The sequence below is a fragment of the Rubripirellula reticaptiva genome, from assembly GCF_007860175.1.
GTDB lineage: Bacteria > Planctomycetota > Planctomycetia > Pirellulales > Pirellulaceae > Rubripirellula > Rubripirellula reticaptiva.
On the sequence record NZ_SJPX01000002.1, the window covers coordinates 1,332,221 to 1,354,700 of the forward strand.

15 protein-coding genes are annotated in these 22,480 nt (G+C 55.3%); 3 read left to right on the forward strand and 12 right to left on the reverse strand.

The window, feature by feature from the left end; all coding sequences use genetic code 11:
* Nucleotides 1–2: 2 nt before the first annotated feature.
* The 6 genes from Poly59_RS11240 to Poly59_RS11265 form a co-directional block, all read right to left on the reverse strand.
* Nucleotides 3–2,087, reverse strand: coding sequence for an efflux RND transporter periplasmic adaptor subunit (locus Poly59_RS11240; protein WP_146534124.1), 2,085 nt, complete (start codon nucleotides 2,085–2,087; stop codon nucleotides 3–5).
* A 210-nt stretch (nucleotides 2,088–2,297) separates the two neighbouring features.
* Nucleotides 2,298–3,119, reverse strand: a complete 822-nt coding sequence (locus Poly59_RS11245; RefSeq protein ID WP_146534125.1) for a fumarylacetoacetate hydrolase family protein — start codon at nucleotides 3,117–3,119, stop codon at nucleotides 2,298–2,300.
* Nucleotides 3,120–3,286: 167 nt separating this feature from the next.
* On the reverse strand, nucleotides 3,287–4,081 hold the full coding sequence (locus Poly59_RS11250; protein WP_146534126.1) for a sterol desaturase family protein: 795 nt from the start codon (nucleotides 4,079–4,081) through the stop codon (nucleotides 3,287–3,289).
* Nucleotides 4,082–4,290: 209 nt separating this feature from the next.
* The gene (locus Poly59_RS11255; RefSeq protein ID WP_146534470.1) at nucleotides 4,291–5,040 is read right to left on the reverse strand and encodes a choice-of-anchor M domain-containing protein; all 750 of its coding nucleotides are present in this window, start codon (nucleotides 5,038–5,040) and stop codon (nucleotides 4,291–4,293) included.
* 71 nt (nucleotides 5,041–5,111) lie between these two features.
* Nucleotides 5,112–6,260: a DUF1559 domain-containing protein gene (locus Poly59_RS11260; protein ID WP_146534127.1), complete on the reverse strand. Its 1,149-nt coding sequence runs from the start codon at nucleotides 6,258–6,260 to the stop codon at nucleotides 5,112–5,114.
* A 1,093-nt stretch (nucleotides 6,261–7,353) separates the two neighbouring features.
* Nucleotides 7,354–10,278, reverse strand: coding sequence for a TolC family protein (locus tag Poly59_RS11265; RefSeq protein WP_186776177.1), 2,925 nt, complete (start codon nucleotides 10,276–10,278; stop codon nucleotides 7,354–7,356).
* A 465-nt stretch (nucleotides 10,279–10,743) separates the two neighbouring features.
* Between Poly59_RS11265 and Poly59_RS11270 the strand changes: the two genes are divergently transcribed.
* The 3 genes from Poly59_RS11270 to galK all read left to right on the forward strand — a co-directional run bounded on the left by Poly59_RS11270 (nucleotide 10,744) and on the right by galK (nucleotide 14,359).
* Nucleotides 10,744–12,195 (forward strand): hypothetical protein, encoded by a 1,452-nt coding sequence (locus tag Poly59_RS11270; RefSeq protein WP_146534128.1) that lies wholly within the window; start codon nucleotides 10,744–10,746, stop codon nucleotides 12,193–12,195.
* A 67-nt stretch (nucleotides 12,196–12,262) separates the two neighbouring features.
* Nucleotides 12,263–12,751 carry a hypothetical protein gene (locus Poly59_RS11275; protein WP_146534129.1) on the forward strand — a complete coding sequence of 163 codons (489 nt, stop codon included), beginning with the start codon at nucleotides 12,263–12,265 and terminating at the stop codon, nucleotides 12,749–12,751.
* Nucleotides 12,752–13,099: 348 nt separating this feature from the next.
* Nucleotides 13,100–14,359 carry a galactokinase gene (gene galK, locus Poly59_RS11280; protein WP_146534130.1) on the forward strand — a complete coding sequence of 420 codons (1,260 nt, stop codon included), beginning with the start codon at nucleotides 13,100–13,102 and terminating at the stop codon, nucleotides 14,357–14,359.
* A 39-nt stretch (nucleotides 14,360–14,398) separates the two neighbouring features.
* On the opposite strand, the gene Poly59_RS11285 is transcribed toward galK, so the two are convergent.
* From Poly59_RS11285 to Poly59_RS11310, 6 genes are all read right to left on the reverse strand, one after another.
* Nucleotides 14,399–15,784 (reverse strand): TIGR01777 family oxidoreductase, encoded by a 1,386-nt coding sequence (locus Poly59_RS11285; protein ID WP_146534131.1) that lies wholly within the window; start codon nucleotides 15,782–15,784, stop codon nucleotides 14,399–14,401.
* Between the two features lie 47 nt (nucleotides 15,785–15,831).
* Nucleotides 15,832–16,368 (reverse strand): type 1 glutamine amidotransferase domain-containing protein, encoded by a 537-nt coding sequence (locus Poly59_RS11290; RefSeq protein WP_146534132.1) that lies wholly within the window; start codon nucleotides 16,366–16,368, stop codon nucleotides 15,832–15,834.
* Nucleotides 16,365–16,712, reverse strand: coding sequence for a P-II family nitrogen regulator (locus Poly59_RS11295; protein WP_146534133.1), 348 nt, complete (start codon nucleotides 16,710–16,712; stop codon nucleotides 16,365–16,367). Before Poly59_RS11295 ends, Poly59_RS11290 begins: the two co-directional genes overlap by 4 nt.
* Nucleotides 16,713–17,131: 419 nt before the next feature.
* Nucleotides 17,132–18,496 (reverse strand): ammonium transporter, encoded by a 1,365-nt coding sequence (locus tag Poly59_RS11300; protein ID WP_390621465.1) that lies wholly within the window; start codon nucleotides 18,494–18,496, stop codon nucleotides 17,132–17,134.
* A 642-nt stretch (nucleotides 18,497–19,138) separates the two neighbouring features.
* The gene (locus Poly59_RS11305) at nucleotides 19,139–20,518 is read right to left on the reverse strand and encodes a porin (protein WP_146534134.1); all 1,380 of its coding nucleotides are present in this window, start codon (nucleotides 20,516–20,518) and stop codon (nucleotides 19,139–19,141) included.
* Between the two features lie 382 nt (nucleotides 20,519–20,900).
* Nucleotides 20,901–22,199: an outer membrane beta-barrel protein gene (locus Poly59_RS11310; protein ID WP_146534135.1), complete on the reverse strand. Its 1,299-nt coding sequence runs from the start codon at nucleotides 22,197–22,199 to the stop codon at nucleotides 20,901–20,903.
* Between the last annotated feature and the right edge of the window lie 281 nt (nucleotides 22,200–22,480).

A 22,480-nucleotide genomic window follows, 5' to 3' on the forward strand; every position in this document is an offset into this window, starting at 1 on the left:
GATCAGTCTCTCGCGTTGTCAGTATCGGAATGCGAAGTCTCGCGGGCAAAGTAGAGCGACGTTGTGCTGCTGACCCAGTGGATCAAGTCTTGGAACGCCACATACGCAGCGGGCCGATTGCCACACCGAAACATGACCCGGGCTGGTGCCCCGGACGGATCCGAATGTCGGTGGCCAGCTTGAAGCCCTCGCCCAATGCTGCTTTCCCATTCTTGTCCGCCGAGCTTCAACAGTGCAGCGGTCGCTGGCGCCGGATCGCTAGCCGAGATCACGGCGGGTCCGATCTGCAACAGTTCGGCGCCGAATACTTGACCGGGGTCGGCATCGAACGAGACGTGCGCCACGGGATCGTTTAAATGGGCGATACGGTTTTGCGGAACGTGAGCCTCGACCAACCAAGCTGAATCGCTCGCGATCACTCGCATCAAACCGTCGCCGCGACGTACGGGCCGTGACTGCAATCGCGACTCGACTTGCCATGCGTCGACGATGCCGTCTCGATCGGCGCGTATGACCAGATTCTGTTGCGTGCGCAGCAATACATTGAGTTGGTCGTTGACCGATTGAATCTCTTCGGTCACCAGCATTCGTTCGTCTTGTGTTTGCTTGGCTCGATCAAGTTGAGATGATGACGCGTCCATCATCGCCTCGGTCAACCGAGCTCGTTTCTCTCCCAACTCCCTCAGCGAGCTGCGCAGAACCTCAAGCTGTTCTTCGAGCCTCTCGTCCGACATCGTCAGCAGAGTTTGGCCGGCTGTGACAGTGTCACCGTGTGTGACCGAAATTGAATCAACCACTGCGTCACGAGGCGCGCAAACCACTTGTGATTCCGCAGGACGCACAATCGCTGGCGCGTCGACCGTCAGGGGGACCGGTATCATACCAGCGACGAGAACAGTCGCGACCGCAGCACCACACTTCAAAGCCTTTCGAAGCGGTGATGCGGAACCTTCGCCGCGGATCATTCTAGCAACGGAAAACCACGACGATGACGTAGAAGTTTCTAAGTTCGCAATCGCCAATCCTGCGTGAACGACCAGACGCAGCCACTGGTCTCGCGACTCGGACGAGATCGCCGGGGTATCGGCGGTCTGCAATCCGATCAATCGGAACGATGATTCTTTATTCGCATCAGGACGGCTGCTAGCGACCGCACGAACGATCAACGAATCCTGTTTTGGTTCGGCGTCCGGGTCGGCGGATCCATCAAGCCATTGGCACCCATCAGCGGCTAGTTTGGTTTCGGCCGCGTGACGCAATTGCTGGGCAGCAGGTGATTTCTGATCGATTGTGTGAACATGGCTGACGGCGATCAACGTGGCTTTGGTTCGCGACAGCGTGCCATCGATCCGCACCAATCCAACGCGATCAAAACCGAAAGCGTCGGCCGCCGAATCAACGATCAACTCATTCAGTTTCGCTGAGTCTAAAATTTGATGGATCCTTGTCGTCAACTGATCGATCGTCGATGCCATCGATTGGCGCCGACGGAGAACTCGAAGTTGATCGGCCCTTAGGAACTCACCGGCCAAGTCGGCCATTTGAGCAACGAATCGCAGATAGCCTCGCTGAGTCGCGACGCCGCCACCGGATTCCAAGAAGACTTCCAGGATCATATCAGCACCTGCGGCGGTCGAATCGCAATCGATCGGTGCCAGCGCTACAGGAACGTCGGAAGGATTGGCTGGGACATCGGAATCCGCTGCGCCCGGCGTGGGCGGTACAACAACGGGCGAACCATCGTGGCCGATTTCAACCAACAAACGCTGGTGAGCGCCAGCCGATTCGTCCGGCAGAGTTCGATCCGTCACACGTCCCAGGCGATGCACACATCGATAGGTGATTCGTTTCGCGTCCGGATTACGCTGCCAAATCACGACTCCTTCAGCCGCCATCGCTCGCAACGTGCGATCGGCTAGCAGAGCTAGAAATTCAGCACGAGACCGATCGCTGCGAACCGCCGCAGCGACTTCACGAACGATTTCGGAGATCTCACGACGCGTATCAACGACAATGTCCGAGGTCCCCGCCGGCTGATTAGCCGAGGGGCGAAAGACAAACGGTTCGTTCGTGGTCGCCGGACTCACGCGTTGGAAATGACCTTGGCCGAGGCAGCCGAAGCGAGGCAAATGGGACGGCGCCGGTAAACGGCGGCGAAAACGCCTACGAAAATGTCGACGCTTGCCTGGAAGCCATACCAAATCCGACCACCCGGCGACAATGTCGCTTCGGATCCCCCACAAGTTGCAAGATTTGCTATCACCTTGCTTTGCGTCACCGGCGGGTCTGCAGCTCGACTACTCGTCTCTGCAAGTATTGGTCAGCATGCCGATACCTTCGATTTCTACACTGCAGACGTCTCCGTGCTTCAAGAAGACGGGCGGTTTGCGAGCCGCACCGACACCCGGCGGCGTGCCAGTGAAAATCAAATCGCCGGGCTTCAGCGTCATCACTTTGGTTAAGTGTGCGATCAAGGCTGGGATATCAAAAATCAGTTGGGCCGTCGTGCTGTTTTGGACTGTTTCATCGTTTAGCTTCATCCGCACGTTTAAATCTGTGGGATCTTGCAGGTCACATTTGGCAACGACACAGGGACCAACCGGCGCAAATGTGTCGAACGTCTTGCCCAGCAGCCACTGACCTGCGGGCCGGCCTTTCTGCCAGTCTCTCGCCGAAACGTCGTGGCCACACGAGTACCCGTAGACATAGTCCATCGCGTCGGCCGCCGAAACATGTTTCGCGGTTTTTCCAATAACGACCACCAATTCGGCTTCGTAGTCGACTTGAGATGAAACCTTGGGCAATCGGATCACGTCGCCGTGGCCCGCCAACGCCGTTCCAAACTTGCTAAACACGACCGGTTCAAAAGGAATCTCTGCGCCCGTTTCAATCGCATGGTCACGATAGTTCAAACCGATACAGATGATTTTTTCGGGCGTCGGCGTCGGCGGTAACAAAACCTTGGGCGCGTTCCGCCAAGTCTCGCCCGACGGGTCAAAAACCGGGTGCTGTTCAAAAAAGTTACTGTCGTTCAAGTGCGGAAGCGGACAGATTTTTCCGTCACTGTAAATCGCGTACTCAACCTTGCCATCTTCATTGATGTATCGACACGAAGCCATAGTTGCCACTCAAGAAATGATCGTTTCAAAAGGCTTTCGACCGCTTGCCGAAATCGCCACTGTGATTGGCGTACTGCGAATAGATTCGAGCACCACCAACGAAAAGGCGAATCTTAACAGCTTGACCGAGTGGAAGTGAGCCGAGTTGATGACATTGATATCCACAATTAATGAGCAACAGGATCCGTCTTTGCAACACTTTCGACGCCGAGATTCATCACCGTATCCGAGTGACCGGCGAGGCTCTTCTTGGGTTGAGTTCCGAGCACTTGGTCGCCCGCCAACATCGTCAGTCCGTACCAGTAGTTTTCGTTTTGAAAGTGATGCAGGCGATGGTTGCGCCACAAACGCCGATACAGGCGAGTCTTGGGAACATACGAAGTGTGGATCAAATAATGGATCCATTCGTAGTTCAAGATCAGGGCAAATGTGATCAAGTTGCCAGTCATCGCTGCTCCGATCGGCAACCATCCTAACAAGTAGGGAACGGCCCACATCATGGGAACACCGCCAACGAAAGCGATCACAAAGTAGGTCGTGGTTAAACCGAATCGTGGGTCCCAAGGGTTTCGATGATGGGCCCGATGCGTCTTCGTGATCAGCAACTCGACTTCGCGACCGCCGACGCGAATGGGGGGGCGGTGTTCCAACCAAGCGTGGATCAGCCATTCTTGAATTGGCCAAGACACGATCACACCAACGGTAACAATCAAATCCGACCAGGCAAAATCGCCAACCACGATCCGAACGGCCAAGCTTGCCAAGCACACGACCACTAGAACACGCGGTCCCCAGAACTTGAACATGTCGCGAGCAGCGGTCGACAGATCGATTCGGGCGCCAAAGCCAGGCTTCTTATCCGCCGGAGGCAAAGCGTCCGCTTCGGTCCAAGTGAACGCTCGCGTCCAAAAAAACAGCCCCACGACTGCGACAAAATACAGTCCAAAACCTACCGCCGTCATTCCATCGCTCCGAAGGTGTGTCGATCGATTTCATCGAATCGCCGATCCGTTCGTTGCATCGTAGCCCTTCCACAGCCACCACCGCCATACCGTAACGGATCGCCAAGGATCCTGGAATCAATCTGATACGTTTCATTCCTTCGAGCAAAATGGGCTTATGAAACGGCCCGTTAGCGACCTTCGACTGCCAGTCAACTAGGTTCGCGACTTTAGTTCAATGACGAACCGGCAGTTCTGCGACGCCGTCGCGTGACGATGGCAGCAACACTTGTTACGGCCAAAATCGCTAGCGAACCGGGTTCGGGCACTGCAGTTGCGTCTCCGACAATAAAACGAAACGTTCCAACGTCAGTCACCGAACCGCCCGCTGCGAAATCGGCGACAGCGGTAACGCCGACGTCATAGATACCTTCGGCAGTGAAACCGTAATTGTAGTGGTCATGACCGCCGATGCTGAGGTTCAGCATATCGGTACTATCAATGCCGTTATTGCTTTGCCAACGAACAGTTGCTCCACCAATCCCACCCGCCTGCCACAATGCGAACTCGCCCGGGCCGCTAAATGACGACATGCTGAGCATTGCACCGGCGAAGGAAGAGTCAAGTTCCTCCGCTGCAATGCCCAGGAACGGCAGCCCGGCAGTATTGGATTGAGGCAGCAACCAAACGGAATCGCCAGCGAAAGTTCCCAGGAAAGAAACGTCAGCAGTTGTCGTGACCATCGCACTGTCACCGACGCGAACGTAGGCCTCACTTGGACCATATTCAATTTCACCTACAAGGGGAGATCCGCCCAAGACAGCTCCGTCGCCAAAGTGATAGTGGAGTTCCAGCTCGCCATTTTCGTAGGCCAAGCCGATGTCTCCGTGGCCAGAGGCGAATTCAACGACGGCGGCATTAGCAGCGGTGAACGGAAGGAACCAGAGTATCGAGAGAACCCAAAGCAGTTTCGTTTTCATGGTAATTATCAAATCAGAGAGGTGGATCAATCAGGATTGCGTTGTTTGCAGGAACAGGGTGTTCTGTTTGGCTATGGAGTTTCTTTGATCACTTCACCTCCGTTCCGACTGCCCAAAGCCCAATAGAGTTCGCGATCGATCGTTTCGGTCATAAAACGCACGCTTCCATCGGCCATGGAGACATGGACGCCACCCGAGTGATGGCTGCTAGGAGTGACCAAATTCATGCCGTCATCTTCCCCGCCGTAGACGTGGCAATTCCTTTGATTGACGGGTATCACCGGCATGAAATGGTTGGCGGCAAAGGTCCAGCCCGCGATCCAGGCGTGCCCGTGACTGACGCTGTAGGAAACGTCAGCTAGCGACACTCCTTCGCAATACCGCACCCATTTCGATAACGATCGCCCTGTCGACCCGCCGCCACAAAACGACTGCATCGAAATCGGAGTGTTGGAACTAATAGACGAGCCTCCGAACGCGTCTCGAGTTTCGAAGACCTGAGCGATCACACGTTCGCCAACGACCATTGTGTTTGACAAACCGTCGGTGATATCGGCAAACCGAATACGAGGCTGTTGCCATTGGTCGGGCGATGCCGGATTGAGCAGCCCAATCACACCGTTCTGTTTTTGCAGCGGTGTCGTTACACCAGGGCCAGTCGACGATCGCGGCCAACCAATGTTTCCGGCATAGCTTCCTGGTCCTGTTTGTGTGCCCAACGTAAATTGCGGCACTGAAGCAGGGTCACTTGGACACAAAAATGTCGTAACGATAGCCGAAGCAGCTTCAGCATCGACATGCGAGGAACTCAGCGTGTAGTCCAGGTAGTCGGCGTCGTTGGAGTAGTCGGTACGATCAGCCAGCGTTTGGTCAAAGTGAATTTGGTCATGCAACGCCTGTTCTTCGACCTGCGGCAATATCCTCGCCATCCAACTGTGAAACCCGCTGCCCGCGCCACCAGGGAACTGGTCTGCCCCCGTCATGCTGGTTGGCATGACTCGATGGACGTCGTGGTAGTTATGTATCGCTAACGTGATTTGCTTGAGTCGATTTTGGCACTGCATTCGTCTGGCTGCTTCGCGAGCCGCTTGAACGGCCGGCAACAAGAGCGCAACCAAAACGCCGATGATGCCTACCACCACCAACAGTTCGATCAACGTAAAGGCAAGTCGCGAAGGGGTGTTTCCGGAGCAACGGCGAGATTGATATCGAGGCAGCATTGAACGGCCCACTATTTGATGCAGGGTGTTAGCAAGAGCCCCGTGGAGCGCGCACGCTGGCCGGTGAACCAAGGAATTGGTCGGACCAAGTGTCACCCACCCGCGGCGCGACCACGGGGCAAGGGAGAATCAGAATCGAGGGGCGAGAAGACGCGACCGAGAGCGTTTAGCAAACAGCCGACATCACGCGAAATTCATCCGACTCCACTCTGCGATAGAGGAATCAACCGAAATGAATTGCACGATAGAGCCGGCCCGAAAGTCTTGGCGACCTTCGTGATGCAGGAACGCTTCAAGCAGCGACGTTTAGCCAAGCATCCCTGGAGGTCCGCGAGCGGGCGGAAGAAATTGACCACTGGAAAACGGGTCGGATTCGCAGGGAAGGCAGACCGCTTGCACGAGAAGTTGCATCGGCAATTCGCTGCAATCAAGCCCTGTGAACCCGCAAGGAGTCGCAAGTGATTGGCAAACCGGACAGGTGTCCGAATCATGCTGCGGCAGCTCTTCAGTCGGGTCACTTACAGCATTCACCTCACCGCCAACACCAGCCTCGTCACGGCTCTCGCCAGAGTGCAAGCAACTGTGGTGACAATGCGATTGCGAGCCAGTCACGCCGTGCCCGTGTGAATGGGCTGCAGTGTGAGCTTCAGCAAACCGGATGCTCACACAAGCAGGGTCGTGGCACTTTGCCACATGAACCCAAACAGGCAGATGGCCCAGGCAAACCAGGGCCAGCAGCAGCGCAGTCGTGAGGGGTCGGAGTGAGAACACGAAGATCTACGTTTGAATGAACGAGACTTAGTTTGAGTGGTCCGACCAAAGACACTTCCAAGTACGATAATGTCGACGACAGTGTTCGGCAAGTTGCGTCACAAAATTTCATCGAATCGTCGTCGATCCAAGATCTTGCTTACCGTGCCAAAACTTGACTGCCCTCGGTTCCCCCGCCGAGGACACCTACCCCAACGGCGTTTGATTCCGCAGCCCAAGGTCACCCGCGCGAGCGCCGGCGAACCCAGGGAACACTTCGCGAATCGAGATCGCTTCGCGGCGATGGACATTGGATAGACGGGGCAACCGAGAAACAGCGTTCTTAGAACGTTAACTCTGTCGGCAACGCTTTCACGTCAACCGGCTCGATGCTCGCCGAACCTGCCGCCGAGTCTGCCGATTCGACTGAGCTAGGGACAAGTTCGTTGATGCCGCCGGCTTCGATCATCAGTGCGGGCGCGATACCGGTGTCCGACTGAGTTGGAACGCCCGATGTCGTTTGCAAGAAACTCTTGAAACTCGGTTCCGGTGGCAGCGGGTTGTATGGCAAGCAACAGTTGGTGCATTGTCCATCGATCAAACCACCGGATGTTGTTCCCGGCAGCGTCAGTAAATACTCTGGTGAAAGCTCACCCGGTTCGATCCACAAACCCTCGGGCGTGATTTCCATCGTGCCCAAGTCAAAGTCAAGTCCTCGTCGTACGACTTCGTAGTTGACGAAGATATTCAGCAGACCGTTTTGGGCATCCAGCAAATCGCTAAGTGCACTGATCGCGTCACGAGCAGCCGTCGGGCCGGCCGAGCGACCGCGGGCATCACCGATCGCCCGGATGTCAGCGTTCAACTCGATTTGCTGAGCCGCGATGCGAACGGATTGGCGACCGAGTTCGAACGTCAAACGGTTGGCCTGCATCTGACGAATTTCAGCACGCAGCAACTGCCAAATTCCGTCTTCAAGTCCATAGTAGTCACGCTTGGATTGTTCGTACCGGATCAAGGTTGTTCGATAAGCGTTTCGTTCAAGCAGCCGTGTGATCGGAGCATCCCAACGCAAACCGACTCGCAGCCGGCCCGTGTTCGTTCGCAGGTCCAGCGGGTTATTGCCGACGTTTTGCATGTCGCCGCTGAATTCCAAATCCAACGTGCTTTCCAAGTCATCGGCGACGACTTCGATCGCTCGCCAATTATCCACCAGCGATGCACGAGCGTTGGCCAAGTCGCGACGATTCTTGCGTGCGATTTCAAACGCAGCCTCAGGCGAGATATCGACCGATGGAAGCACCACTCGTTCGGTACGAGCACGAGCTTGGATCAATTGCAACGCCAACACATCGTCGCCCAAGTTGGACAACAAATCTTGAGACGCCAAAATCAAATCGTCACGCAGGGTCTCGGACAGTTTTGCCGGCTCCAAATCGCCCCCCTCTTCGTCCAACACTTCATCAAGCCGTTCCTGCAGTTTGGTGATCTTGGCAGTATAGGATTCAAACCGCTCTTTCAGCCTAACGTAGGAACTCTTCAATTGCGGCCCCAGGTTCTTGAGCTCGTCGATGTCGAAGATCGACTCGTCGATTTCCGAGACGTTCAGAAGTCCACAAATGCTTTGCTGTTCGGTGTTGTAAACCTTCATCAACTCTTCGTTTTGCTTTTGCCGTTCCGCCAGCGATTCGTTGAAGGTTTCAACGTCCTTGGCAACGGCAGGCAAGTCGTCGGCAATCAAGGTTCGATTGAATTCGGCCAACGGTTCTAGTTCGTCACGAAGCGTTTCAAGTGTTTTCGCCAGCTCTTCGCTCCACTGCAGCGTCGACTCGGGCAGGTCCGTGTCGGGATCGATGTCGAAACTGTTGCGTTCAAGAATCGCGACATTCAAAACACCCACTTTCGAACGCAGTGCACTGAGTTCTTCGCGGCGCAGCAAGAGCGTACGATCAATCAATTCGAACTGATCCAAGAACGAGTCGTTCAGTTTCGCACAAATGTAAGGCGGCAAACCAAGGGTTCGCAAAAACGCATCGACCGATCTTTGATAGGTAGCTTGTTGGTTGACCAAGTCCGACTGCGAACGCAGCAAACTAGATCGCGACTGAGCGACTTGCAGACGCTGGCGGACGATCGATTCAGCGTCATCAGGAATCGTCGTCAACAATTCAATCAAGGTGTCTTCGAGCACCAGCAAGAACTCACTTTGTCGTGCGATGTTTTCTTCTTGGTTGCGGATTCGCAGCTGGGTTTGCAGCAGCCCTAAATAACCGCCCGCGCTGCCGACGTTCCCGACGCTGACGGCCGGCACGTTGTTGCCCAATCCGCCAGAGCTAAAACCGCCGCCGCGCAGTGTGCTTTCGATGCTTCGGCCGACGGTAACGTTCAAGAAGAAACTACGACGATAACGTTCGAAGGAACGAACATTTGCCAGCAACGCTCGTTCGGCGAACGTCAAGTCTTCCAGCACTCGGTCACGACCGGCACGGCGCAGCAGGGGTTGGATCAGCGAAAAGTCCAAAACCGTCGTGGCGCTTTGAGTGTTCGGGCCGCTCAGTTCCCAAACGATGCTGTTGGCGACACCGGCAACCAGTTCACCGCCGGTTGCAAAGCTTCGTTGCAGTGCCAAGTCTCGCCGACCATTGCTGTTGGGGCCGATTTCAAAACGTGTGCTGCTGTCGCCCCCTGCACCTCGCCGGCGCGGCCCGTCGGCGGTCAAGAAGGTTTGGGCACCGCCGAAGAACTGAGTGTCAAAGGCGAATCGCTCGGCGCTGACCTGCAGCGCGGACAAATACAACTGTTCGACTTGAGCTTGATAGTCGGGCGAATGGAGTAGCGCGATTTGAACCGCATTTTCCAGATTCAGCACCAAGACGCCGTCGTCATCGAGCGGCAAGAATTGCCACCAGTCTGGACTTTCCGAAGTATTGGTCAGCCCCGCCGCTTCCCACATCGGGTAACCACGACGGCCGTCGACACACTGCATGTATCGGTACGATGACGGATCATCCAGCGGCATCGGCTGGAAGTCCAAATCGAACGGATTGAACATACGGCTGCGACGATCCACATCGATTCGAACGGGTGAGCTCGGCGGGCGGGCGACGTGCGACGACTTTTCGGCGATCAACGCATGGGCCTCGCAATCAGCCTGTTTGCGATATTGTTGGCGGTGGCATCCGGTCGAAACCGCCATGATCGATGCCAACATTGCCAAGCTGACCGCCATCATGGGGGCAACAGCCGTTAGATTGCGATGAATGTTCATAAGGTGGGCCAATCGTCGAAAGCCAAGGAATCGTTGTCGTGTGATGAACCGGCACAATTTGCACAGCCGGTCCCGGACTCTCTCGATTTCGGTGTTTTCGCGGATCAGATCCCGGACTAGATTGCTTTGACGGCCGTTTTTGATGACACTGGCGACCGGTAGTATCGATTAGTCCGAATATTCGGGTCCTTGCGAATTGTCTCGATTGGCAGGCTTCCACTGGTCCTTGAGCTGATCAAATCAGACAATGAGCTCAGGTTTGCCGAGAAATCCTTGACGGTGCAAATTGCCCAACTTAGTATTCGGGGAGGCACTTTCCGCCACTCGTCTGCCATTTTTGGTGTTCACCGCTCAAAAATGAGGGTTTCAGCGGTTCAGATTCCGATACGGACTACTGGACGCTGATAAATCTGGCGGGAGCCGCTTTTCCCTTTCACTCGCCGCGATGGTGATTTCAAAACGACTATGAAGTTTGTCATCCTCGGTTTGTTGGTCGTTCTCCTGATCGGCTTCTTCGTCATGGTCTGGAAAGCTGCCTCTGGTTGGCGCTGGTTCCAGATCGTGCCCGTCTGCATCACCATGCTATTGGCGGTCCTTTTCCTATTCCCGACCGCTGGCGTGCTAAAAAGCCGTTCAGAATGGCACAAGGTTCACGAAAAGCTTGAAAAACAGGCGGCGATCGTCGAAGCCGAACATCGGCTGATCTCGCGCGGCGATCCAGCCGATCCGTCGGCGGGCGAGGGTGTCCGTCGGTTGTCGCAACGCCTGTCAAAGCTTGGCATTGAAGCAGGTCGACGCTGGCGCAATCTTCAAATGAAGAATGTAGCCGACAACCAAATCACGCTGGTCGAACCACGACCGGACACCGACGTTGAGGGCATCCCCGGTGAAGAACCCGCCGCGCCAGTTGCCGACCAGACCCCGCTGATCCCGGTCAACTTAGTGGTGTACGGCTTCGGCGAAACGCCCAACGCTGAGCTGCAAACACTTATCCCAACGTTCTATTTGGGTGAGTTCCGTGTCACTGCAAGCACACCGAACCAAATCACAGTCACACCGACCGGGCCACTCGAACCCGCACAACTGCAAGCGATCAGCAGTGGCAAAGCACGCAGTTGGTCGATTTATGAGCTGCTGCCGCTCGATGGTCACTCGCCATTCATTGCCGAAGGCAGCGTCACGAGCGAAGACAATTACCTAGGACGGATCGACGATGAATTGGTCAAATCGCTGTTAGGCAAATCGGTTTCGCCGGAAACGCTGAAGAATTATCTGCGTGACGGCACCCGCGCGACTCAGGACGATCCTCCGCTAAGCCGTTGGACCAAAATTCAATTCCTCAAGAATCACTCGATCGAAGTGGACAGCCCGGACCAACGAGGAGCGCTCGAAGGTGGTTTCTTTGACGGAACCGGACGAGCCGTTGACGGTCGATTGCAGCGTGGCGATGGCGGTTCGGTAAAGTTCAAAAAGGACGACATCATCCTAGTCAAGGAAGACGCGGCCGATGTTTTGGTGGATGACGGCGCGGCTAAATTGATTGACCGCTACTATTTGCGACCTTTGAACGACTACCGATTCATCTTGCGACACATTCGTTTGCGTTTGGCCGAACTGGAAAACCGCAAATCGGAACTCTCCACTGCTCAAACGGTGCTGACCGAGGCAATCGACAAGAGCAACGGGATGCTAGTCACCAACCAGGACATCAAAGTCAAGTTGGAACAAGACCTGAAGCAATTCGAAATCGAAGCCAGCGCCATCAACGACTACATGACTGAGTTGAAGACGAACGTCGAATCCACTCAAAAAGAGATGTCGCGTCTGCACCGCGAAAATCTGGAACTCGAACAGGAACTCGACCGGATTCACCGATCGGTCGAACAGAGCGTGAACGTTCTGACGACGGCCCGCTAGTCGCCAGTTTTCGGTACAATGGGATCGTTGTTTGACCAACTTTAACTTGTGCAGAGAATTGACAGTCATGACAGGTACGACGGGCAAATGGGTAGAGGTTGAATTCGATTGCCTTCCGCTGCGAAGCGTGACTCGAATGGACGTCCCAGTCGATGCGTCACCCGCCTACGAGCAGTTTGTACTGCGAGTCAAAGAGGCGATGAAAATGCACGGCACGCACAACACGTACTATTTGCATCGTGGGACCTGCATCTATCACTTGACCAACGACCCGGCTCGCGGCCAAATCGAGTTTGCCTTCGAAGGCACCGTGATGACGGGCGAGAAGGATCTGCAGACCAGGGCCGTCGATGTCCGTGTCACGCTGAAAACGGAAACGTGTTCGTGGCTAAACGAACCAATGGTCGAGTTCTTGAACGAAAGTGTCCGTCACGCTTTGCTGGTCGAGTTTGATCGCTATATCGCCGCTGGTGATTTGCAAAAAACCGAGGAACGTATCAAGACGATCCAAGCCGAAAGCGACTCGTCTGAAGGCTTTGTCGGCATGTATCTGTAATCCAGCCAAAGACGAAACCACTGCAAGATCGGTGATGGCTGGATTGGCAGTCAGTCGGGCTGACAGTCGATTTCCCAGGCCGCATTGAGGAAAAACGACCAGTATCCGACGTTTCTCAGAACTGGCAGTGCAGAGTCTGATGTCGTGAGATCTCGTCTGGCAAACGTCGAAGGTGACACCCGCGATCGAGATTTTCAGGTTGTCGCTTTTCGGCCCTGATGTTGACTAAGATATTGCCGAGTACCAAAAGAACTCAACACGTTTGTATTTCAGCGACGTGCCTCATACTTAACGCTGACTGCGACCGGCTCCCCCCGCTAGCGACTACTCCCACCTTCACACCATCCCATGCCGTCAAACTCCTTAAACTCGACTGACACTACGCCCGCAATCTTTGCGTCGGCGGACGACGGAAACGATGCAGCATCTCGTTACCAAGCGACGGTAGAGCAGCATTTTCAATCGCAGTATGGCCGGCCAGCAACCGTTGTCGTCTCGGCGCCCGGACGTGTCAATTTGATCGGTGAGCATATCGATTACAATGACGGCTATGTGCTTCCGCTGGCGATCGAACGATCAGTCGTGATCGCGGCTGCACCGGCCCCCGAAAACGGACCGGCTGGTCAAGCCAATTTATACAGCATGGATCTGGCCGAATCGGCGGTCATCCGGTTGGACCAGGAACTTCAACCGGGCAGCGAAAGCTGGGTCCGTTATGTCGAAGGCGTCCTGGACGGGTTCCGCCAACTCGGTGTAGAGATTCCCGCGTTCGATGCGATCGTCGGATCGACCGTGCCGCTCGGCAGCGGCCTGTCCAGCAGTGCGGCACTTGAAGTGGCAACCGCGACTCTGCTTGAACAATTGACCGGCCGAACACTCGGCCAAAGCGAAAAGGCATTGCTTTGTCAGAAAGCCGAACACGACTACGCGGGCGTTCCTTGTGGGATCATGGACCAGTTCAGCAGTGTCTTCGGTAAAGAAAACGAATTGATGCTGATCGATTGCTGCTCGGAAACCGTCGAAGGGATTCCGTTCAACGCCAGCGATGTTTCAGTCCTAATCACCAACAGCAACGTCAAGCACGCGTTGGTCAACGGCGAGTACGCGGCTCGTCGATCGCAATGCGAATCGGCCCTTAAAAAACTGGGCAAGACGTCGTGGCGTGATGTCACCTTGGCCGACGTCGAACAAGCCAACCAGAAAGACGCTGTCGGCCTGAACGAAACCGAATTTCGTCGAGCCAGACATGTGGTAACTGAAATCCATCGAACACTGAAAGCGACGGATGCTTTTCGAAACAGTGATTGGGAATTGGCGGGTGAATTGCTATACGCCAGCCACGACTCACTGCGAGATGACTACGACGTCAGTTGCCCCGAACTAGACATCTTGGTCGAGATTGCCAGAGACATCGGCGGCGAAAATGGTGTCTATGGTTCGCGCATGACCGGCGGCGGATTCGGAGGTTGCACGGTTTCTTTGGTTGCTAACGAACACGTTGACGCGGTCATCGCAACCATAACCACAAGCTATGAATCCAAAACTGGAATCAAGCCTACTTGTTTCTCGAGTCGTCCGGCACGCGGTGCGCACGTTGTGAAGGGCTGATTCAGATCCGAGCAAACCATTCAAACGCTGACGTCGCGCTCACGCGTTTGAAGCCAATCGATCCCGTCCCAGTGTGTATCGCAGAAACAGTTCCAAGTCGTCGAACCGGAAACGGTAGCCGGCATTTTGCAATTGAACTGGCTCGGCCCGAGTGCTCGACAACAGCAACGCATCGGCCATCTCGCCAAGCGCCGCGCGAAGAGCAAATGCGGGAGCCGGAAACAAAGCTGGACGATTCAAAACTCGCCCAAGAGTGCTGGCAAAATCAGCATTCGTGATTGGCGATGGCGATACAAAATTGACTGGCCCGGACAACGCCGGATCAGTGATCGCGTGGTACAACGCACCGACGGCATCGTCGATCGCGATCCAGCTCCACCATTGTTTGCCATTCCCTAGCGCTCCACCGGCGAGCTTCGCCGGAAGCAGCGACTTCTGCAAAGCGCCGCCCTTCGGTGAAAGGATGACTCCGAACCGAGCGTGCACCACCCGGATGCCGGCATCGACGGCCGGCTGGCAGGCGGACTCCCATTCTTGCGCAACGCTGGCCAGGAAGGAATCATCGGGCTGCGACTGTTCGGTCAATATCTCGTCGCCGCGGTCACCGTAGATGCCAGTTGCCGAAGCACAGATCAGCACCTTGGGCTTGCAATCGAGCTTGGCAAGTGCCTGGCAAAGCTCGCGCGTCTTGATCACCCGACTATCGCGAATCTCTTTTTTAACTTTCTCGGTCCAACGTTGGTCCGCGATCGACTTACCGGCCAAATGAACGACCGCGTCGACTTCGCCAAGCTTGCTCGCTTCCTGATCGCTTGACCAAACAGCGATATCATCGGCGCTGTCGCTCGTCGACCGAACGATCGATCGAGCACGGTGACCAAGTAACGTGACGAGCGCCGACAACTGATTGCCGACCAATCCCGAGCTGCCCGAAATCGCCACGGTCATCGGTTCGATTGGCCGGTCGGCGTGCAGTTGCAAATCATCGTGAGTCAATCGATGCCGAAAAGCAAACATCGACTCAATCGTGCTTCGAGCTTTCGCAGCGCCGAAAAGTTTTCCGACCGCCCCCATCGGCAACTGATAGCTAATCTGATCACACAGCGCCGACTGAGTTCCTTCGCTGCTGAATTCGTGTCGGTGATCCCAAGATGCAAACGGTCCCGAGATTTGGGTATCGGCAAACAGGTGGGGCGGGTCGTACTGAGTGTGCTCGGCGACCCAGCGAAACGGCACCCCGAGGATCTTCGTCTTCATCACCACTCGGCTACCGACGGCCAGGCTGTGATCTGAATGCTCTAGCTCGACAGACTCCCAAGGCGGAACCAAGCGGACTAGCGCCCCGAGACGCTCGTGATAAGCGAACGCTTCGTCGACCGACACAGGCAGAGACACTTTCGCCGCGTAGGTTTCAGTTTTAGACATCAATGGGTTCCGTTGGAGAACATGATCGGTGGGTGTCCGAATCCACTTTAGGCGGACATCAACCCAATCAGTTCGCGACAGAACGCAGGCAGATCATCAGGCCGTCGGCTGGTGACGTGATGACCATCGACCACAACTTCGGCGTCTTCGTAGACTGCACCCGCATTGACCAAGTCATCCTTGATCCCCGGTGAGCCCGTCACTCGGACGCCTTTGTAGACTCCGGCGGAGATGGGGATCCAGCCACCATGACAGATCGCAGCGATCGGTTTCTTAGCGACGTCAAAAGCTCGCACCAAATTCAAGACAACTGGGTCGCGGCGAAGCTTGTCCGGCATAAAACCACCAGGCACAACCAGCGCGTCAAAGTCGTCGGCAATCATGTCGTCAATTGCCGCATCGCTGGTGCACGGATAACCGTGTTTTCCGTTGTAGTGCGCGGCAGCTTTGGGACCGGCGACGACGGTTGCCACGCCGGCTTCTTCGAGCCGAAGCTTGGGATACCAAAGTTCGAGATCCTCGTAGATCTCGCCCACCAAGATCAAGACGTTTTGCCCAGCCAACGGCAGTTTTGAATCACTCATATTGCTTCGTTTCCTGTTTCGCCGGTTCGAATTCGGATGCAATCGTCCATTGGCAACACAAAGATTTTACCGTCACCGATCTCACCATCGGGACCATTACGTCCCCCAGCAACAATGGCGTCGATCGTGGGCTGGACAAACTCGTCGTTGACGGCAATCTGCAATTGAACTTTCCGCAACAAATTGACGCTAGAGTCTTGCCCCCGATACGGTCCCGTCTTGCCCCGTTGTCGACCAAATCCTTGGCAGTCAAGCACCGTCAAACGAACGACCTCGACATTGCTAAGTGCTTCCTTGACAGATTCAAGTTTTCCCGGTTGGACGATAGCGATAACGAACTTCACGGCATTTTCAGTCAGTAGGACAACACAAAAAAACGAGGGCAAGTCATAGCCGATTCTAGACGCCCAGAGCTCGGTCGACCATGCGCCGTCAGCGAGTAACGATCTACCAGCAACGATCCGCCAGCGATGAACTCACGTTGGTCTAAAAAAAGAGCCCGTTCCTGAAAATCAGGAACGGGCTCGGTCAAGAAAGCATCTCGGATCACCCAGTTAAAAAATCCCAGACTCGAGCGAGCGAGGCGGACGCCCGCCCGAGCTGGGGTCTTCTGGCCCAGGCAAGAGCCAAGAAGCTTTCTAGATTCCCCGACTTACTGGTCATCAACCTTCCGATCAATGATTTTACTTTCGTACCACGGGCGCCCCATCACCACCGATCAAGACGATCGATGGTGACAGAGCAGCGGTGGGTAGACGTTTGCTTAGATCACCGCACCGCCGGAAACGGCGTCCGATGGGTAAGCGTGCATGCCGTGCTCAGAGATATCCAAGCCAGCAGTTTCTTCTTCGGCGGTGACTCGCAACATCCCAAGTGCCTTCAGCACCAAGAACAGTCCCCCCATCGTGACGAACGACCACGCACAGATCGACACGGTTCCGATCAGCTGAACCATCAAGCTGGTCGCACCACTTTCAAGGTGTGTGTTGGGCAACAGTCCGAGCGACAGACAGCCCCAGACACCGCACAGTCCGTGAACGGGCCATGCACCGACGGGATCATCGATCTTGGCCTTGTCAAGAATGATCACACCCAACACCACCAATGCACCGGCGACGCCGCCAACAACGATTGACCAGACATTCGAGAAAGCGTCGCAGCAAGCCGTGATGCCAACCAGGCCACCGAGTGCACCATTAAGGCTCATCGTTAGGTCAGGCTTGCTAAACATAGCCCAGCTAAGTGCCGTCGCTATCACCGCACCAGCGGCAGCGGCGAGCGTTGTGTTGACCGCGATGAAGACTGTTGCGTCAATGTCGCCGGTTCCTTGGAAAGCCAGTTGGCTACCTGGGTTGAATCCGTACCATCCCACCCACAGGATAAACACTCCAAGTGCAGCAAATGCAATGTTGTGACCGGGCAGTGGCACGCTCTTGCCGTCAGCGGTGAATCGACCCAGACGTGGGCCCAAGATCATTGCACCAGCCAAGCCAGCGAAACCGCCGACTGCGTGAACGACTGCGGATCCGGCAAAGTCTTGGAAAGCCATCGTGTATTCGCCGTCAACCAAATCGCCGAACTGCATCAACCAGCCGCCGCCCCACTTCCAGTAGCCACTGATCGGATAAATCAAGCCTGTCAACAGAGCACTGTAGACCAAGTAAGCGGTGAACTTCATGCGTCCAGCAACTGCACCCGAAACAATCGTCGCTGCAGTCGCAGCAAAGACAGCTTGGAAGAACCAGTCCACTTGAGGCGAGAAGGTGCGATCAGCCGCTGCGTCATAAATTCCGCTGCCGCCGAAGGCAAAGTAGGCGTTATCAACTTCGCCGTAACTGCCTGGATACATCAATCCAAAGCCAACGAAAAAGAACAACAACGCTCCCACAGCCAAGTCCATCACATTCTTCGACAGAATGTTGATCGTGTTCTTGGCCGAGTTCAGGCCGACTTCGACCATGGCGAATCCAGCTTGCATGAAGAGCACCAAAACGGCACACAAAAACAAGACTGCGTTGTCCAACGCGTAGCCGACGCCCAAGTCAGCATCTTCAACGGCTTCCTCTGCCGGAGTTTCTTCTGCCACAGCTACTTCAGCCGACTCTGCGGCTGCGGCATCCTGCGCCATAGATTGTGGGGCCAACGCGATGTTGACGCCTAGGATCCCTCCCAGGATCAAACACGTAAATAGTGGTGCTCGCAACCAATCGAACATTCTAAACTCACCTTCTGTATCGAAATTGAAAATTGGACTGAGCGGCGGGGCAACAACGCCCCGACAGCCGCCTGGGTGACGCGAGCTCACCTCAGTCTTTCTCACCATTAACTCCTGCCCGGGCCATCTTCAGATATGCTCGTGAGCCAATTGTGCGACGCTTTGGATCCTTTTGCTCGCTTGAGTGGACCGACAACGCAAGAAGCGGGCCAACACTTATCAAGCGGCAAAAATCTGCCGCGTAAGCCCTTTACACGAAAGGCTTTAGAAAAAACAGAAATTTTCCGGTCACGGCGATTCACGCGATTACCACGCTTGACGTTGCCTGGCACGCAGGCACCCGCAGCACGAATGCCCTGATTATGGGCAGCCGAAACGGGCTATCCAGACTGCTTCGACGCCAGATTTCAAACACTGCGTCGAAACACAAAATCGAACACAGTGTCGAAACAGAAAAAGCCCGCTTCCGACGATGTCGAAAGCGGGCTTTTTGAAACTTTGTGATGGCCGGTCGCCGCCCGGCGAGGGCATGGACCGACTTGTCTTCATTCGATTTTAGTAGGTAAAGATCGTATCGATTCCGAACGTGGTTTGGTCGCCAGAGTTGTCTTCCAACAAGGCGAAGTCAGCGGCGGCCAGACGGTTCTTGTTGCCGTCCACCCAATCCCAACGAATCTCGGGGCGAACCATCACGTTGGCGTGAGGCTGGACATTCAAGCCCAACGTCATCGCGTAAACGTCGTAGTCACCGATCGCACCGGCCGGCAAGCCGTAGCCAGCGCTGTCGGCTTGAACTTGCCACCATTCAAAACGGGTGCCAACTTGAACGTAGTCGTTGATCGTGCGGAACAGGTACTGGTTGATATCGAACGTTTCGCGATCGGTATTGCCAGCGGCATCTTCAGTGTCAAGCAAGTCCGTTTGGAAAACGTAACTCAGCTTTTCGGTCAGTTGAACCTGTGCGACCGTCGACGACATGAAGCCTCGTTCGGACCGTCCAGCCCGGTCATTGAAACGACCAGCGATCAACGTCGAAGTGATGTTGATGTCGTCGGTCAATTGAACGGTTGTACCGCCCATAACTGAGTCACCGTTGTCATCAAATCCGCTGTCCCAGCCCATCACGTAGCCGCCGAACACGTCGACATCTTCGCTCATGCTGTACGTGATCATCGCACCGGTGTGCGTGAACGGCTCAGAATTGTACATCGTGTAAGCGTGGCTATAGAAGAAGTTGCCAGTCGCCGGCACGACTTCATAACCGATGGCGGTAAAGAAGTGTCCGACCTTGACGGACCAGTCGCCGTAGCCGGCTTCCAAATACACCTGAGGCAACGCATGTCCATAGTCGGGGCCATTGTCCCAGCCAGTATCCCAACTGCCGGTATCGACACCAAAGGCTTGAGTGTCAGGACCGTCGGTACCGTAGAGGTAGTCAATGCGTCCGCCGATGTCGAAACCGCCTGATGTGTCGATCGCCTTTTCGGCGTACACCCATGCTTGGTGCAGTTGGTACTCGTCTTTGCGGCTGTTGAACGACGACAAGTTCTTGTTGTGGTATCCCAGTTGGGCCCATCCGCCCATCGAAATTCCACAGGCTTCGCCGAGAATTTTGTAGGGATCGCCAAGGCAGCTATCGTCGTTAAGGATGCCTTGATCAAACAAGCTGCCATCACCGCAGTCGCCATTTCCGCAACCGCTGTCGCAGGTTTCCACCGGCATGCCGCAGTCGCCGCTGCCGCACCCGCCGGAACAGGATCCGTCGGGCGATCCGCAATCACAGTAGCTGACCTGGGAAACCCCGGATCCGACAGATTCAAATCCGTACGAATCGTCCGCGGGCGACTGCCCCCAAGCGTTCGAATCGGATACGCCGGCGCCGATGACAGTGCCAGTACAAAGGGCGGCGAGGAACGCCAATTTGCTAAGTCTCATTCGTCCTGGACTCCCATCCATGTTTCATTGCCGGCGTTCTTGTTTGGTTAGCACCGGGCTGCTGCAACAGTCATCGGCTCGCGCTTTCGTCAAAATCCAACCTTCCCGAAAAAGCCAAATAACCGAAACCACCCGTTTTAACACTCGCTGGTAAAGTTTGCCGGTCAGGAGACCTTTCGCGGCAGGCGGGCGGTAGACCGCAGATGAATCAGGACGCAATCACCGTCTGGATCAAGCCAATAAAAAACCCGGCCGCCCTTTTTCAAGGGCGGCCGGGTCGTTGTTTAGCAGAAGAGATCACACCACCTGAGATGCCGAGAACGTCGGGGAGAATCGCTTGGGCCTCCCTCTGTGACCTTTTCGACTGAGATTCGGCAAATGCTTAGAACGTGAAGATCGTATCGATTCCAAACGTTGTTTGGTCAGATCCGTCTTCCAAGCCGGCGATTTGATCGTCGTCCCAGTCCCAACGGATTTCAGGTCGAACCATGACGTTGGCGTGCGGCTTGTAGTTTGCACCCAAGGTCAAAGCGTACACGTCGCTGGCATTTCCGGCGGCCAAGTCAGCATTCCACCACTCGAAACGTCCACCAACTGCCCAGCAGTCGTTAAGCGTCTTGATCAGGTACTGGTTGATGCCGAACGTTTCACGAACGGTATCGCCAGCCACGTCTTCAGTGTCCAAGTAATCGCTTTGGAAAATGTACTGGACGCTATCGCTAACGGCATAGTCAGCGATGATCGAGTGCATGTATCCACGCTCGTCGGCACCGTACCGGGCTTCACCAAAACGACCGAAAGTGGTCGTGTAGATCAAGGTCAGATCGTCGGTCAAACCGGCCGAGAAACCACCCAAGAACGCGTCGCCGTTATCGTTAAAGCCACTGTCCCAACCCGTGGTGTATCCACCCCAAATGGTCAGGTCATCGCTTGCATTGTAGGTCGCCAAAGCACCGGTGTGCGTGAAAGGCTCGCTGTTGTACATCGTGTAAGCGTGGCTGTAGAAGAAGTTTCCGGTCGCGCCAACGACTTCCCAACCAATGATGGTGTAGAAGTTACCGAGCTTGACCGACAGGTCTCCGTAACCAGCTTCCAAGTACAACTGTGGCAGTGCATGACCATAATCAGGACCGTTGTCCCAACCGTTGTCGTAGCCTGTGCCCGTACCGAATGCTTGAGTGTCTTGCGAGTCAGTACCGTACAGATAGTCGATACGACCACCGATATCGAAACCATTGCTGGTGTCGATCGCCTTCTCGGCGTACAACCAAGCCTGCTGCAACTGCAACTCGTCGGGACGGCTGTTGAACAGTCCGTTACCCTTGCTGTGGTAGCCCATTTGGACCCAACCGCCAGCCGACCATCCACAGTGTTCGCCGAACAAAGTGTAGGGGTCGCCCAAGCAGCAATCGCTGCAGCTACCCAAGTCGGCCAAGCCGCTCAAGCAGCTTCCCGAATCGCAACCGCTGTCGCAGCCCATCGAGCATCCGCCGTCACAGCTATTATCGCCGCAACCGCAAGAGGTGTCGATTGACTCGCAACCGCAAGCTGGCTCGCCGCAGTCGCAAGCTGCTGCACAATGCGAAACCAATTGAATATCGTTTGTCTGATCTGCAAACGCGTTGCCGGCGTAGGTACCACAAGCAAGCGCAGCGACCAGTGCTAATTTACTAAGCTTCATTGCTATTTAACTCCCCAGTTATCCGTTTTGGGTTGCCGCAAAAACGGCTCGTTTGAAATGGGCCCGACCGATCCATCTTGGATCGACGAGATCAAAGGAACACTCCTTTGACCGGTTGCTCGTTGTCAGTGTCATCCGCCGATCTACTGGCGACTGGCTATCCAACCCACGATCTGTCATCGAAAGTATTCATCGGAGTCTCTTTCACGTCATGCGAGGCAATACCGCCTGACATTCCGCAAATCAATCCAACGCCGCGCTACTTCTAAGCATCGGAAGGG